The 15,952-nt window shown below is 41.8% G+C and carries 6 protein-coding genes and 2 pseudogenes; 6 read left to right on the top strand and 2 right to left on the bottom strand.

What is annotated here, in order from left to right:
* The first annotated feature begins 58 nt into the window (after positions 1 to 58).
* The 6 genes and pseudogenes from PUQ00_RS16880 to PUQ00_RS16905 all read left to right on the top strand — a co-directional run bounded on the left by PUQ00_RS16880 (position 59) and on the right by PUQ00_RS16905 (position 5,568).
* Complete coding sequence (locus tag PUQ00_RS16880; RefSeq protein WP_300418760.1) at positions 59 to 703, top strand: tetratricopeptide repeat protein; 645 nt, start codon at positions 59 to 61, stop codon at positions 701 to 703.
* Positions 700 to 2,970 (top strand): glycosyltransferase, encoded by a 2,271-nt coding sequence (locus tag PUQ00_RS16885; protein WP_300418761.1) that lies wholly within the window; start codon positions 700 to 702, stop codon positions 2,968 to 2,970. The genes PUQ00_RS16880 and PUQ00_RS16885 overlap by 4 nt, the downstream gene beginning before the upstream one ends.
* Positions 2,918 to 3,472 (top strand): hypothetical protein, encoded by a 555-nt coding sequence (locus tag PUQ00_RS16890; RefSeq protein WP_300418762.1) that lies wholly within the window; start codon positions 2,918 to 2,920, stop codon positions 3,470 to 3,472. Before PUQ00_RS16885 ends, PUQ00_RS16890 begins: the two co-directional genes overlap by 53 nt.
* 3 nt (positions 3,473 to 3,475) lie before the next feature.
* A pseudogene (locus PUQ00_RS16895) lies at positions 3,476 to 3,595 on the top strand (NAD-dependent dehydratase); the annotation flags it as partial.
* A 165-nt stretch (positions 3,596 to 3,760) separates the two neighbouring features.
* Positions 3,761 to 4,141, top strand: a complete 381-nt coding sequence (locus PUQ00_RS16900; RefSeq protein WP_300418763.1) for a hypothetical protein — start codon at positions 3,761 to 3,763, stop codon at positions 4,139 to 4,141.
* A 116-nt stretch (positions 4,142 to 4,257) separates the two neighbouring features.
* Positions 4,258 to 5,568: pseudogene (locus tag PUQ00_RS16905) on the top strand (DUF4910 domain-containing protein).
* Between the two features lie 127 nt (positions 5,569 to 5,695).
* On the opposite strand, the gene PUQ00_RS16915 reads toward PUQ00_RS16905, so the two are convergent.
* Positions 5,696 to 8,281, bottom strand: coding sequence for an adenylate/guanylate cyclase domain-containing protein (locus tag PUQ00_RS16915; RefSeq protein ID WP_300418765.1), 2,586 nt, complete (start codon positions 8,279 to 8,281; stop codon positions 5,696 to 5,698).
* A gap of 388 nt (positions 8,282 to 8,669) precedes the next feature.
* On the bottom strand, positions 8,670 to 15,800 hold the full coding sequence (locus PUQ00_RS16920; protein ID WP_300418767.1) for an AAA family ATPase: 7,131 nt from the start codon (positions 15,798 to 15,800) through the stop codon (positions 8,670 to 8,672).
* Positions 15,801 to 15,952 lie beyond the last annotated feature (152 nt).

Consider the following 15,952-nt stretch of genomic DNA (forward strand, 5'->3'; position numbering starts at 1 on the left):
TTTTTTCTTTTAATCCTTTTATTAAGAATACTCGGAAAGTGACAGAAGAGGGATAGCCATGAATATTACAAATATTTCTGAACTTAAAGTTAAATCTCTCATTCAAATCGCGTTACAAAAGCATCAGTTAGGTCAAGGGGATGAATCTGAATCGCTATACAAAACAGAAGTGGCTGAAATCCTTCAACTAGCAGTTCAACATCAACAAGCCAATCGTTTAGTGGAGGCTGAACTCCTATATAGTCAAGTTCTGGAAAAACAACCTGACCACCCGGAAGCTTTATATAGTTTAGGGATGTTGGCGCAGCAGATGGGGCAATCTCAAACTGCTGAACAGTGGCTAACTGCGGCTTCGCAAGTTCAACCTGATTCTGTTAAGACTTGGTTTAGTTTAGGTAATTTGCGTTTAGTTCAAGAACAGTTTTTGGAAGCAGAGAAAGCTTACCGTCAAGCTCTAACCATAGTACCTGCTTCACTGCCAATTTTCAACAATTTGGGCTATGCTCTGCAACAACAAGGACTATTTGAGGAAGCTATTAACTACTATCAAAAAGCTCTAGACTTAAAGCCAGACTTTATAGAAGCAGACGTGAATTTGGGTAATGCGTTGCACGCTCAAGGTAAGCTACCTAGCGAGCAACAATTGCACTATGCACAATTGAATCATAAATTGGGTCTTGCCCGGAAAAAACAGGGGATTTGAAAACTGCTGTTAGTTATTATAAGCAAGCGATCGCACTACAGCCAGATTTGCTAGAAGCTTATTATAACTTGGGACTGACACTGCAATCACAAGGGGAGTTAGAAGAGGCGATCGCCTTTTATCAAAAACTCTTGGAACTTAATGCCAACTATGGAGAAGTTTACTTGAACTTAGGCAAAATTTACCAGCAGCAGAACCAATTCCAGAAAGCAGTTTCTGCCTATCGACAAGGGTTAAAGCTAATTAATCCCCACTATGCCAAAGCATTAGCAACTGGTGAGGATGCTGAAATTCCTCAACAAGTACCAGTTACACCCCCACTTCCTCAAGAGGAGGTAATTGTAGGTAAATACGGTTTTCCGGCTATCCAGACCTTAGTAGATGATACAGTCCATCGTCCTTTCTGGAGTGTGGTGGTAACTGTATATAACCGTATCGATTATCTACTCGAATGCCTTGCCAGTGTGTTGGCACAATGGCAGGGAGAAGAGCAGATGCAAATCATCGTTATGGACGATGCTAGTAGAACGCCAGTATTTGAACTGGTGAATAGTATTGGACAAGGAATAATCCACTACTACCGCAACCCGCAAAACCTCGGTCTGCCAGAAAATTGGAATGCGGGAATTGCCCTAACTCGCGGTCGGTGGGTTCATTTACTTCACGACGATGATTATATTCTCCCAGGTTTTTATTCCCGGCTGCAAGAGAGTTTAGAAGGGTGTTCAGACTCTGTAGGAGCAGCTTTTACGGGTTATCAAAATATTAACGAGAAAGGGGAAGTAACTTTTTGCCGACAAGTCTATGGAGAGCAGCGAGGGATTGCTAAAAATTGGTTGCAACACATTGGAGTTAGTAACTTATTGAATATGCGTGCGGTGGTGATTCGTCGAGAGGCGCACGAACAATTGGGGGCATCTCATCCCGGATTGACCTATACAACTGATTGGGAACTTTATAAACGCATTGCTGCTGTTTACGATTGGTGGTATCAGCCGGAAATCTTAGCTCGTTACCGCCAACATGCTAATAATATGACTAGCGAACTTTTACTGACTGGGAAGCAGATGATATCCATCCGCCGGGCAATTGAAATGTCAGAGAGTTATTTTCCCACTGAAGACTCCGATGAGATTACGGCCCAATGCCGAAGTTATCATTTTGTTTATTGTCTAAAATTAGCCCTAATTCCTCTACAGGCTGGGAATCTGACTGAAGCTTGGCAAGTGTTAGAAGCGGCTCTAAAAATAGATCATAGCTCGAAAGCGATCGCAACATTATTCAGTTGGTTAACACGGGAAGAAACAACTCCCTTTCGGCAAGCAGGTTATATCCAGAAAGCGCTGGACTATTACCAACAAGCGATCGCTCTTAAGCCAGACTTGTCAGAGGTGTATTATAACTTAGGCAGCATTCTGCAAGAACAAAAGCAGCTAGAAGCAGCGATGCCTGCGGCGGTAAACTACGCATGCGATCACCAAGCTTTAAAAGTCAATCCTCAAAACTGGGAAATCTACAACCGTTTAGGTCAGGTTTACCAAGCTCAAAACCAGATTGTAGAGGCGATTTCGGTGTATCGTCAGGGGTTGAGCTTACTCAATCCCCACTACGCCAAAGCAGTGGCCGCTTACCAGAATTCTGCCATCATCCCAGAAATGCTGGTGACTCCACCCATTCCTCAAGGCGAGATTACTATTGAAACTTATCAGTTTCCAGCGATTCCACCTGTCACAAACCCAGAGAAACCTCGACCATTTTGGACTGTGGTGATTCCGGTATATAACCGCACTAATTATCTCCTTGAATGTCTGGCTAGCGTCTTGGTGCAATGGTCTGGGGCAGAGCAGATGGAAATTTTGGTGATCGATAATGGCAGTACACCACCGTTGTTTGATCTAGTAAATAGTATTGGGGGAGGAGTAATCCGCTACTATCGCAATCAGCAAAATATTGGAGTCCTGCCAAATCACAATGCAGGCATTTCCCTCAGTCGCGGTCAGTGGATTCATATCCTGCATGATGATGACTGTGTGCTTCCAGGTTTTTATGATCGACTCCAGCAAAGTCTTCAAGGGTGTCCAGATTCCGTAGGAGCCGCTTTCACAAATTTTGAATATTTCAATGAAAAAGGAACAGTAATTAAAAAAGGGGAAGTAATTTCCTGGTTTGGAGACCATAAAGGTATGCCTCGGAATTGTTTTGCAGCAAATTGGTGTGACATGTCCTTTACAAGTGCCTGCGGTTGTCATTCGTCGCGTTACTCATGAACAACTCGGAGGTTATCATCTGAAGTTAGTTTGCGCTCCAGAATGGGAACTTTATAAACGCATTGCTGTTTTTTATGATTGGTGGTACGAACCGGGAAGTTTGGCTCGTTACCGTATACATTCCCACAGACAGACAGATGAGGACTTATCATCTGGTATTCTGGCGACATCTATCCGCCAGGGGATAGAAATTTCTGAGAGTTATCTTCCTGCTGAACATCGCGCAGACATTACAACCCAAGCTCGTAGCTATAACTTCAATTATTGTCTGATTCGGGCGGCCATTCCTCTGAAAACTGGCAATGTTATGGGAACTTTGCGTATGCTCCAAGAAATTCTTAAACTCGATTGCTCTCCACAAGCGATCGCAAAGTTATTCGCTTGGTTAAATCAAGATGAAACTGCTTTCCTGAGAGATGAGATTGTTGCCAAGTTACTTGTTATTTTAGGAGAAAATATTCCTACTGAATTAAAACCCCCACCAATTGCGATCGCAGCATAAAATATGAAAATACTTGTAACTGGAACTGAAAGTTATATCGGTTCATTATTAGCTCCCCTCTTTATCCAACAAAGTCATAAAGTTATCAGTTTGGATACTAGCTTTTATAAAGTAGGTTGGCTAAAGATAAATAGCTGTAACTATAAATTAATATAGTTCAGTTAAGCATTTCTTCCTTCTCTCTGTGCTCTCTGCGCTTCTGCGGTTCGTTAAAAGAAATTGACTTTCACAAAGAGTTTTAGCCTTAACACCAAGCGGATTGAATTGTTTTGCCAAAAAATCTAAATTATGAATTTATCAAAACCAACAAATAATCAACCAACCCCTAATAACTGTCAGTTCTGTGAGACCGAGTTGCACCATACCTTCGTAGATTTAGGTATGTCTCCTCCCTGCGAAAGCTATCGCAGTCTCAAACAACTCAATGAAGTCGAGTCTTTTTATCCTCTGCATGTCTATGTTTGCGAGAAGTGTTTTTTAGTTCAACTCCAAGAATATATTAGCCCGGAAAATATTTTTAGCGACTACGCTTATTTCTCTTCCTACTCTGATAGTTGGTTGGAACATGCCAAGAACTACGTTGATTTGGTAGTAGAAACTTTCCAATTAAACCAGGAAAGTCAGGTAATAGAAATTGCTAGTTCCGATTTGATTTGTGAAAAAATCTAAGTATATGTAGGGTGTGTTATCGCGTAGCGTAACGCACCTGGAATCAGAGGTGGTGCGTTAGCCTTTGGCGTAACGCACCCTACGTATATTTCAAAAATCAAATATCAGTCCTATATATGAATCTTAGTAGTATAAAAACACCCTCAGAGCAAATTGCTCAGGAACTTTATCAACTAGTTTATCAGCTATATCCTATTTGTCGTAGTATTACAGGTAATGGCGTTAGAAACACCCTGAAGATTATTAGTGAGTATATTCCTTTATCGGTTCATGAAGTTCCAACTGGCACTCAAGTTTTCGATTGGACAGTTCCGAAAGAATGGAATATTAAAGATGCCTATATTAAAAATTCCCAAGGTAAGAAAGTTGTAGATTTTGCTAACTCAAATCTGCATATTGTTAGCTACAGCCTTCCGGTTCACAAAAAAGTATTGCTGACAGAACTCCAAACGCATCTATTTACAGTGCCTGAGTATCCTGACTAGATTCCCTTCCGCACTTGATATTATAAAGAAACTTGGGGTTTTTGCCTGAGTCACAATCAATATTTGGAACTAAATGATCAAGAATATGAAGTATTTATTGATTCCTCCCTCGAACCAGGTCATCTGAGCTATGGTGAGTATTATATTCCAGGAGACAGTACTGATGAAGTCTTAATTTCTTGTCCCGTCTGTCATCCCTCACTGTGTAATGATAATCTTTCGGGAATTGCGATCGCTACTTTTATCGCTAAATATTTAAGTCAAACTACACCAAGATATTCCTATCGATTTCTCTGGATTCCAGCAACCATTGGTTCAATTACATGGTTGGCTCTCAACGAGGCTAAAGTAAATAATATTAAACATGGATTGGTATTAAGTTGTTTAGGAGATTCTGGCAACTTTACTTACAAAAAAAGCCGTAGAGGTGATACTGAAATTGATAAAGTTGCTGCTTATGTACTCAGAAACTCAAAACAGGATTACAAAATTATCGATTTCTTTCCTTATGGCTATGATGAGCGACAATATTGCTCACCTGGATTTAATTTAGCTGTAGGTTGCTTGATGCGATCGCCTCATGAATGTTTTCCCGAATATCACACCTCAGCCGATGATTTAAATTTTGTTCAACCCCAATATCTTGCTGAGTCATTCTTTCAATGTCGTTCGATATTAGATATCCTCAATAATAATCACATTTACTACAACCAAAATCCTAAATGTGAGCCACAGTTGGGCAGAAGGGGTCTATATCAGCCATACAATGGTGATCAAGATAGTCGGCTAAATCAAATGGCAACTTTGTGGGTTTTAAATTTATCTGATGGTCAACATACTCTGCTAGATATTGTTGAAAGATCGGGAATGTCATTTGATGTGATTAAATATGCTGCCGATAGCTTATTAGCATATGAACTGTTAACAAGTAAAAACAACTAACGGACTTCTAAGAAAGAAATTATCTAAAGAAACGAACCACTCCAGACGCAGAGAATATATAAAGAAGAGAAATAGAGAGGGTTTTTGTGTCAGTTTTGGGATATTTTTTTATTTGGAAGTCCCTAAGCTATTTTTCTAGAAATGTCCAAACTCCTTCATCCCAATCTAATTCTGTTGGGGGTGATTGTAACCAATGCTGACAACGCAACAGATGCAACATAGCAGCTTTGTCTTGGTTGTCTGCTGCCAAAACATTAGCAAACTCAGCTCTTGCAAGATTAAAATCCTGCTTAAGGTAATACTCGCGCCCTTTCTGATAGTGGTCAATCACTTGCAATTTTTCGCTTTCAATCGGATTGGAACGCAAACCCAATAATTCATATATGGCTACTGGCTCATTTCTGCCCTTGACACGAATGTAATCTAGTTCCCTAGCCCAAATATAATCTTGGCATGGTTTAAAAGTGTTATGGCTAATAATAATATCGCAACCATACTGTTTACTGACACTTTCTAATCGGGAGCCAAGATTAACGCCATCGCCAATGGCGGTAAATTCCATTCGCTTGCTAGAGCCAATATTCCCACTAATGACGGTATCAGAATTGATGCCAATCCCAATCTTGATTTTGTCCTTATTAGCTGTGTGGCGACGTTGATTAAATTCGTGCAGCCGAAGGCGCATTTCTAAGGCTGTTTGCACTGCCATCCAAGCGTGTTCTTTCAACGGTAGGGGAGAACCAAACACAGCCATGATGGCGTCGCCGATGTATTTGTCAAGGGTGCCTTTATGTTTAAAGACTGCCTCCACCATTGATTCAAAATATTCATTGAGCATACTCACCACTTCTTCTGCTTCCAAGCTTTCCGTTAAAGTGGTGTAGCCGCGAATATCGGAAAATAAAATCGAAACTTCTTTGCGATCGCCCCCTAGTTTAGCATCATCCAATTTCAGCAATTCTTCGGCTAATTCCTGGGTCATGTAGCGATACATCGTACTCTTGAGCCGCTTCTCATCACTGATATCTTCCATCACCACTAGCACCCCACGCACTTGGTCTTGGTCGCTAGCATCGGCAATTGTGTTAATCGATAAATTGATACTGTGCTGTTTTATGCTAGTACTTAGGAGTGTGCGATCGGGGTAATATTGCTGACGGCCTTTTAAGTCAACTGCATGTAAAGCATCCTGATACCACTTGCTAAAGTCACCTTCTTTGATGGCGATCGCATCAGTAACTAATTTACCTTCTAACCGATCTTCTGGTTCGAGTCCTAGTAAACGCTTGGCACTTTCATTAGCGGCGATAATTAATCCAGTTTTATCAGTGGAAACCACTCCATTGGAAAGACTACGCAGAATATCCCGTTGCATTTGTTCTTGTTGCTTAACTGTGGCAAACAACTGGGCATTTTGCAGCGCGACTCCGGCTTGAATATTAAAAGCTTCCATGAACTCTTCATCGTTGCGGTCAAAGCTAGCTTGGAAGCAGTCGGGAGCTTTGGGCCAATCAGCTGGATTATAAGGTGGAAAATCACCAGATTTCTTTTTATTTACTAGCTGGGTAACGCCAATTAATTGTTGATCGCCGTTAAATACTGGCATACAAAATAAGCTACAGGTGCGATAGCCATTTTGCTGGTCGAGTTCTTTGGCTGTCTCCGAGTCAGGATGGTAGTACAAGTCAAAGGCAATATTTAGTTTCTTGCCAGAAACCGCTACTAGACCAGCAAAGCCTTTACCTACAGGGACTCGCAACTCTTTAGTTGAACCATCGTCCTGGGTGATTTTCGTCCACAATTCATGACGATCGCGGTCTATTAACCATAGTGTACTGCGATCGGCATTCATCAGTTCCTTGGCTTCATCCATCACCCGCTTAAGAGTGTCTTCCAAGTCGAGACTGCTTTGAGAAAGGGACTTAATCGCCTTCATCAGCGCCGCCACTGCTCTTTGTTTTTGAGTGGCTACATAAAAAGAGCGCGAGGACTCTAAAATCAGGCGAATCGAAGGTGCAAATTCTTGAAATAATTGCTCGTCAGCATAGATGAAACCTTTGGTATCAATGCGCTCTGCAAGTGGAGCATCAGAATTATTAACAGATTTTAATTTATTAAGTAATTGTACTACTGCAACTAACTTTCCATGTTCATTCAACAATGGCAAAGCCAGCATGGTGTAAGTGCGATAGCCAGTTCTTTTTTCTTGTTCTTGAGCAAAATGCGATCGCGGGTCACTATAAAAATCAAAGGGAATATTGATAACTTCCTTGAAGGTGGCGACTTCCCCAGCAATGCCTTTATCGGCGGGGATGCGAATTTCTAAAGAGCGATGGTTCTCTCCCTCAGCCAGAATTGACCAGAGTTCTTGTTTTTCTTCATCCAATAAAAATATCGTCGTCCGGTCTGCCCCCAGTAATTCTCCGGTTTTCAAGGTAATCGAATGCAACATTTCTTGCAAAAGAGTTTCAAATCCCTGAGAATCGAGCATTGATAGGGTCTGATGGACAATCTGTAATTTTCGCTCGACATCCTTAACGACTTGTTTAAAAGTATCCTGAGTCAGGGGAGCAAGAAACGTAGAAAAAGTTCCTTGTCTTGTGGCAAGAGCACCCCCAGGAGCAGAATTTCCTTGTAATTCGAGGTTTTCTTGGTTGTGAATACCAATAATCAAATCGGTGGTCTCCCCAGAACTTCCTTGATACACTGACATAATTGGTATTTTCTATAGCAGGATGAGATTTTAGAGTTAACAATGAAATTAAATTTATGTAAGTGGTGTTAAAAGCAACAATTAATTACTTGATATTATCCATAGTTTAATCGCTTGTTCAGCTAGCGTCATCCTGTACAGGAAGGTGGAAATGGATACCAACAAGCGTCATATGACCAAAGTGCAGATGCAGTGATACTCCGAAGCCCTGCTACTGTTTACACACAAGTCTTCTGGGGATCGTCAATCGATTTTGGATTTTGGATTTTGGATTTTGGATTTTGGATTGACCCCGACCACCTTTCTTAAGGGGCTTGGGGATTCAGCGCAAAGGGAGAGGGGGAGAAGAGGAGCAACTTTGTTCTTAGACATGCCACTCGTACAGAATTCATGCTGAATTCTGAGGACTGACGCCTTTATTCTGTTTCGATAAGTCTAATAAGACGATCGCCTTCACTAATTCTTCTGGATCTACAGGCTTGGAAATATGCAGTTGAAATCCGACAGCGATCGCTTGCTGATGATCTATCTCGCCAGCATAGGCAGTTAAAGCGATCGCTGGAATTGTCCCGCCTTGCTCTGGTTCCAAACTCCTCACCTCTTGCATCAGCATATAACCATCCATTTCTGGCATCCCGATATCGCTGATGATCAAATTTGGCTGGGATTGACTCAGGGCAGTTAAAGCTGCAATGGCTGAGGCTGCAACTGTTACCGTTGCACCATATTGCTCTAGCATGAAGGGCAAAAATTGTCGCATATCTGCATCATCATCCACCACGAGAATCTCTAAGCCAGACAGGGGCAAGGACTGAGCCGCCACAAGTGAGGAGTTATCCTTTGTATCCTTGATTCCTTTGCTTTCATCCTGTAAACATGGAAGTCTAACAGTGAAAGTTGCTCCTTTACCTTCACCCAGGCTTTCTGCTTGAACAGTTCCCCCGTGAAGTTCTACAAGATGGTGAACGATCGCTAATCCTAAACCTAAACCGCCAAATTTTCGAGTTGTCGCACCATCTGCTTGACGGAAATAATCAAAGACATAAGGTAAGAACTCAGGTGCAATCCCCTTTCCTGTGTCAGTGACGCAGATTTGTAGCTGTGGGCCGACTTGCTCTAATTTAATTTTTACCTGTCCCCCGCTAGGAGTAAACTTAATCGCATTGGAAAGGATATTCCAAATGACTTGTTGCAATCGATTGGCATCGCCTAAAACTGGCCCGACACCAGATTCAAGAATTGTCTGAATCTGGATAGACTTAGCCTCGCCCGATAAACGCACTGTCTCGATCGCAGCTACAATCACTGATACCAAATTAATCTGCTCGAAGTTAAGGTTAAGTTTACCCTGAAGGATGCGGGAGACATCAAGCAAATCTTCAATCAATTGAGTTTGTAACTTGGCGTTGCGCTCAATGGTTTCTAGGGCGCGATCGCTTGTTGCTTGGTCAAGCTTGCGGCTCCGCATCAGTTTTGCCCAACCCAGAATCGGGTTAAGCGGTGTTCTCAGTTCATGGGACAGCACGGCGAGAAATTCATCTTTGATGCGATTTGCTGATTCTGCTGCACTTCGTGCCGTTCGTTCGGCTTCATAGAGATGAGCGCGAGCGATCGCTTGGGCGCATTGTTGAGCAATAGCCAAGATAAATGCTTGATCTTCCCCACTAAGTTGTTGAAGCTGGGCAAATCCCAAAGTTATACCGCCAACTGCCCAACCCTCCACCATCAACGGAATAGAAATCCAGGCTTCAAAGTCATATTGGGCGTAAGCTTGGGCCAAATGCGGGTAACGAGCTACCCGATTTTGTATTGGTTCAGCCCAAATAGGTTGCCCAGTCCGCACAGCTTCTGCTAAAGGAGAAGGTGAATCTATGGGAAAATTACGCCAAGTATTCAGCAAATCTTGGTTAAAGCCAACCGCCCGCACAATTTCCAGTTCAGTTTTACTTTTATTCAGCAAGGCGACGAGGACACAACTGGCTCCCAAGGCAGCCATGCTCTGGTCTACAATGACTTCAGATACTTGGGCTGGTGTCAGTAATTCTGAAAGGGCAGCCGTGATCGACTGGAGACGGGCAATGCGCTCTAAGGCTCGCTCTGCTGTTCTTTGTGCCTGCTGTGCTTCTTGGTAAAGGCGGGCATTATCGATGGCGATCGCCGCTCGATGGGCAACATCTTCCGCTAGTGACAAGTCAGCCGGGCTGTAACGACGTTCTGATTCAGCAGTTACAAAGGAAATAGCACCAAAAATCCGTCCGCGTGCCACCAAGGGCAAGATTATACAAGACTTTAAACCAAGTTCACGCAGAATCCGCAGATATTCTGGATCTGGGATGGCTGCTGCTAGGGCTGCATCTGAAATCTCAGCTATCATTTCACTTTGACCGGTACGCAGCACTTTCGGCACACCTTCAGGTGCATCCAACTTTCTCGGATAAAGCTGATAAAGTTCCCAGCCAAGTTTAACTTTCTCTGGATCTCGGTGAGCAACTGCTACCCGATTAATTGATTGGTTGTCTTGGAGCAGATCAACGCCGCACCAATCGGCGAAGTCAGGCACAACTAGGTTTGCCACGCTTGCTAGCGTACTTTCGTAATCGAGGGAAGAGGCGAGGGTTGCACTGACTTGAGCCAAAAACGCTGCTCGTTGCTGATCGGCTTCTGCTTCCTGTCGGGCGGTTTGCTCTTGAATCAGTTGGATACGTTCGGCTTCAGATTTTTTGCGAGCGGTGATATCAAGCACAATACCACTCATGTGTGTGGCTTTACCAGCTTGGTTGAAAAAGGCTTTTCCCCGACACGCTGCGTAGCGGATACTGGCGTCATCTCGAATAATTCGATATTCTAAATTATGCTCCACGCCTTCATTAATCGCTCGACTCAACGATTGAGCCAGCAATCCTCGATCATCTGGATGCAGGCGGGCTAAAAGCGCTTGGGAGGTGGCAACAAATGTTTGAGGTGTTAACCCAAATAGTTGATAAATCTGCTCATCCAAGTCAAAGCGATCGTTGGCAATATCCCAACTCCAAACACCGATTTGGGCAGATTTTAACGCCATATTGAGTTGTGCTTGGCTGTCTTCTAGACCTTGATAAAGACGAGCATTTTCTAGAGAAATGGCAATTTGAACTGTCAAGATTTCCAGTATAGAAAGTTTTTCCTGTGTAAAGGCGCTGGAGATCAGATTGTTTTCTAAATATAAAATACCAAGTAATTTCGACTGACGAGCGATCGGCAAACAAAGTACAGATTTAGGTTGCTTTTGAATTACATACTCGTCTTTTGAAAACAGATTCTGCTCAGTGGCATTCTGCAAAATCACTGTTTCTTGAGTTCGTTGAACATAATTCAGCATTGATTGCGGAATAACCTGTGAAATTTCACCTTTTAATACAGGTCGAGAAACATTGAGCTTTTCTGCTAGAGGATTAACCTTAGCTTCTACTTCGATCACCAGATTTTGCTCGTGTTCAAGCAACAAATAACCGATTTCTGCTCCTGCTTGTTCGATGACAATTTGCATTAATGTCTTCAACAACCGCGAAAGAACAATTTCACTAGATATAGTTTGAGACGCTTTAACTACTGATAAAAAGTCTAGATGTTCACCTGTGGTGAAAAACGTTCCGTTAGAGACAAGCTGTTGTGGTAATAGCTGAGGATAGGATTCTTCAAGATGCTTGACTTTAGCAAATGCCTCCCAGCGCACATAGGCATTTTTAGCTGCTTGCAAATAGCTTTTGGCAATTAATTCAAACTCCCGCTCCAAGTAAAACTTAGCGCCTAGCTCATTAGCCAAAGCTTCATATTGCACAAATCCCTGCTCACGGGCTGAAGCAATTGATTGCTCATACAGGCGCATTGCTTCCAAGTCTCGACCCTCAATCCGAGCTATTTCAGCAGCAACTAATTGAGACTTATGTAAGAAGTTTGCAGGGCAGTGGTTAGCCCAGTATTGCAATTGCTGCTGATGGCATTCTAAGGTTTGTAAAAACTCTTCTTGCTTTTGATCAGTTACTGTTAGATAAAGAGCCGTTAGAGTCAGTGAGTAATATAAGACATAATCTGTTTCAATTGGTAATGCCAGTGTCAAAACTGGTAAATTGGACAATTTCAAGGCATACTTAAGTGCTTCTGCATACTGCCCATAGGTAACAAAGATAATTAATTTGATAATGTGATAAAAAATAATTCCACTGACAAAACCTGTATCTGTAATAATAGATAAAGCGCGTGGTTCATCAAATTCGTCATTACTTAGAGCCAGGTTATGGTGAGTAAGTCCGCGCAGATTCATCAGTAGCATCTGCTGTAATCTAATTGTCTGATAGACAGCCTCGTGTTTAGACTGGCGGGCAAAGGTGGTGTATTTTTCTAGAGATTTGTATGTTTCTGTAAGTGGAGAACCTAACTGGATAATTTGCCACGAGCCTTGATAGCCGTTGTAGTTTGCCATTGTCACATCACCTGCTTCTACACAGCCGATAAATCCCCTCTCTAAAAAGGGAATATCAGTAGCAATATGGTTACGCCAAACGTTGATATGACTTCCATGAATGTGTAGAACAACTCCTCTAAGTTTCAAGTCATGTAACTTTTCATTCAATTGAATTGTCATCTCAGAAAATGCGTAGCCTGTAGGAATATCATGGAAGATGGAAACTAACAACATGGCATACATACTGTAAGCAAAACACGAATCTTCCGTATTCCCAAACTTGAGTGAGTAGTTAACTGCTTTAAGTACAACTAACGGAAACAGATGGGGTCTACCGAGATAAGTAGGTGGGCCTAAAGTCGTCAACAGACTAATCAATGTCTTAATATTTGGATCTTGGATCACCGGGGCATTAATTAAATCACAGACTTGTCTATCACCTAAATTTATTAATACCTGGTTTTTTTCAATAGCGAGCGCACTTTGCACTTGCTCATTTAAATCAGGGAATGTCACCTCAAAAAGTTTTAAGGCTTCTAATCCCAATGTCAACGCTTCTTCATACCTCCCTGCAACTTGATAAAGCCTGATTTGCAGCATATAAATATTAGATTTTTCCACAGAAGATTCTGCTATGAGCAATAGAAGATCAAATAATTCTTCCGCTTGCTCTAAATTTCCTATTAAAAATTCACACTCAGCCCGTTCTCTAAATAAAGTAAATGTTTGTTCATATTGTTCAATCCAGTCATTTTCAGCTAAAAGATTCATGGCAACGCTAAAAAATCTTTTAGCATGAGTGTAGGCTGTGGAAGCTTTTGCCTTTTTACCAGCGATTAAATTCAATCGCACCAATTCATCTTTTTGTGTTTGTTCAATAATCAGATCCACAGCGAGATTAAGTTGATTGACTAGATCAAAAACTTGCTCGTTCACTTGTTCCTGACTAGCATTCTTTAGCAAAAGCTGCCCAATCTTTAGGTGAACAGCCGACTTTGATTCATCGGCAATTAAGGCATAAGCAGCTTGTTGAACTCGATCATGGTAGAAACGATAGTTTTTATCAACACTTTCATCTGACTCAATGGAAATAATTAACCCTCTTAAAATTGCTTCAACCAGTGCATTTGCCGTTTCTTCAAGAGATTGTTCACCAACGATCGCTAAAACTTCTAAATCAAAGCGATTACCGATGCAAGAGGCTAACTTCAGCACCTGTTGAGTTGCTCTTGGCAGTTTTTGCATCCGCCTAATCATCAAATTGACAATATTATCTGTAATAGCTTGAGCTTCAATCTTAGCTAGATTCCATTGCCACCCTCCCTTGCTAAGGGGGGATTGAGGGGGGTGAAAATTTAGCAGATTTTCTTGATGGAGTGTTTTGAGAAATTCATTGACAAAAAAAGGATTACCATCAGTTTTTTGGATAATCAATTCAGCCAGGGGTGCTACTTGTTCTGCTGAACTATGTAAGGTATCAGCAATCAACTGATTAACATAGGCAAGATTCAACGGTTTAAGAATAATTTCAGTTGTTCTTGCTCCATGCTGCCGAACCTTCTTTATCATCAAACTAAAGGGATGTAGAACATCTACTTCATTATCTCGATACGCCAAAATGAAGCAGATATATTGGATACTAGAGCCAGTAATAATAGTTTGAATTAAATTCAAAGTAGCGCTATCTGCCCACTGCATATCATCCAAAAAAACAGTGAGTGGATGCTCTTTTTGAGCAAAGACATTGATAAAGTTTTGAAACACCAAATTGAATCGGTTTTGAGATTCAGCAGGCCCCAACTCTGGTATAGGAGACTGTTCTCCAACGATTAGTTCAACTTCTGGAATTACATCAGCGATTAGTCTACCATTGTTCCCTAATGCTGCTTGTATTCGCTTTTTCCAGGTGGCAAGTTGAGCTTTAGGCTGTGTTAAAATTTGTCGAACGAGTGTTTGAAAAGCTTGAACAATGGTGGAATAAGGAATATCTCGTTTGTACTGATCAAATTTACCACAGATAAAAACCCCACGTTCTCTGACAATAGGTTTATGAATCTCCTTCACCAGAGAAGATTTACCAACCCCAGCATAGCCAGAGACGAACACAATCTCTAGTTTTCCTTGGCGAACAACTCGCTCAAATGCTTCTAGAAGCTTGGCAATCTCTTGTTCTCGCCCATACAATTTTTGAGGAATTTGAAAGCGCTCTGAGATATCTTGCTCACCCAAAACAAAGGATTGGATTTGTCCGCTTGTCTCCAATTGCTTTAAGCACCGTTCCAGATCAAATTGCAAACCTAAAGCGCTCTGATACCTCTGTTCTGCCTCCTTCGACAGCAATTTCATCATGATGTCACAAAGCATTTGCGGAATATCAGAGTTCAGCTTTGTCGGGGATAGGGGAGATTTGGCAATATGACAATGCACCCACTCTAAGGGGTCTTGACCTTGAAACGCTAGCTGACCTGTGAGCATCTCATAAAAGGTGACTCCCAGTGAATACAAATCGCTGCGATGGTCAATTCCTCGATTCATCCGCCCAGTTTGCTCAGGTGACAAATAAGGTAAACTGCCTTCAATGCGACTGGAACTGCTAACCATTTGTTGCTCATAAGGAATAAAGGCAGCAATTCCAAAATCGGCGATTTTAACCTGATTAGTTTCGAGGTTAACTAAGATATTTTGCGGCTTAATATCCTTGTGGACAATGTTATAAGTGTGGATTTGTGCGAGTTTGCTGGTGATTTCAATGGCAATCTTCAGAAACGGAACAGGCTGTTGAAATTGGTCTAGCAACTCGTCGAGCGATCGCCCTCCAAAATCCTCCATAATTAAATAAGGAATTCCCTGGTGCATCTCTAAGGCGTAGGCTTTGAGTGCGGCGGCGGTGTTTAACCTTTGAGCGATCGCATACTCATGTTTGAGTTGTTCAATATTATTCGGTGTACACTGTTCTGGACGTAGCCCTTTGATAATTACCGGACACTGATCTTTAAGCTTAATTCCACGGTATATGACTGCTTTTACCCCTGCTTTTAACAAAGTAACAATCTGAAATCCGGGTAATGCAATCATCATGCCAAATACTCCAGGCGTGCTTCTTCAGGAATAATGCGAGATTAGTTGTATTTTAGATACATTTGTTTGAGCAGGTTAAATTTAAATGATATCAGGTTCAGATAATTATTTATGCTGACTCTACATCCAAAAATAAGCTAAAATTCAAGCAG

It is taken from the genome of Nostoc sp. S13 (genome assembly GCF_029379315.1).
GTDB lineage: Bacteria > Cyanobacteriota > Cyanobacteriia > Cyanobacteriales > Nostocaceae > Nostoc.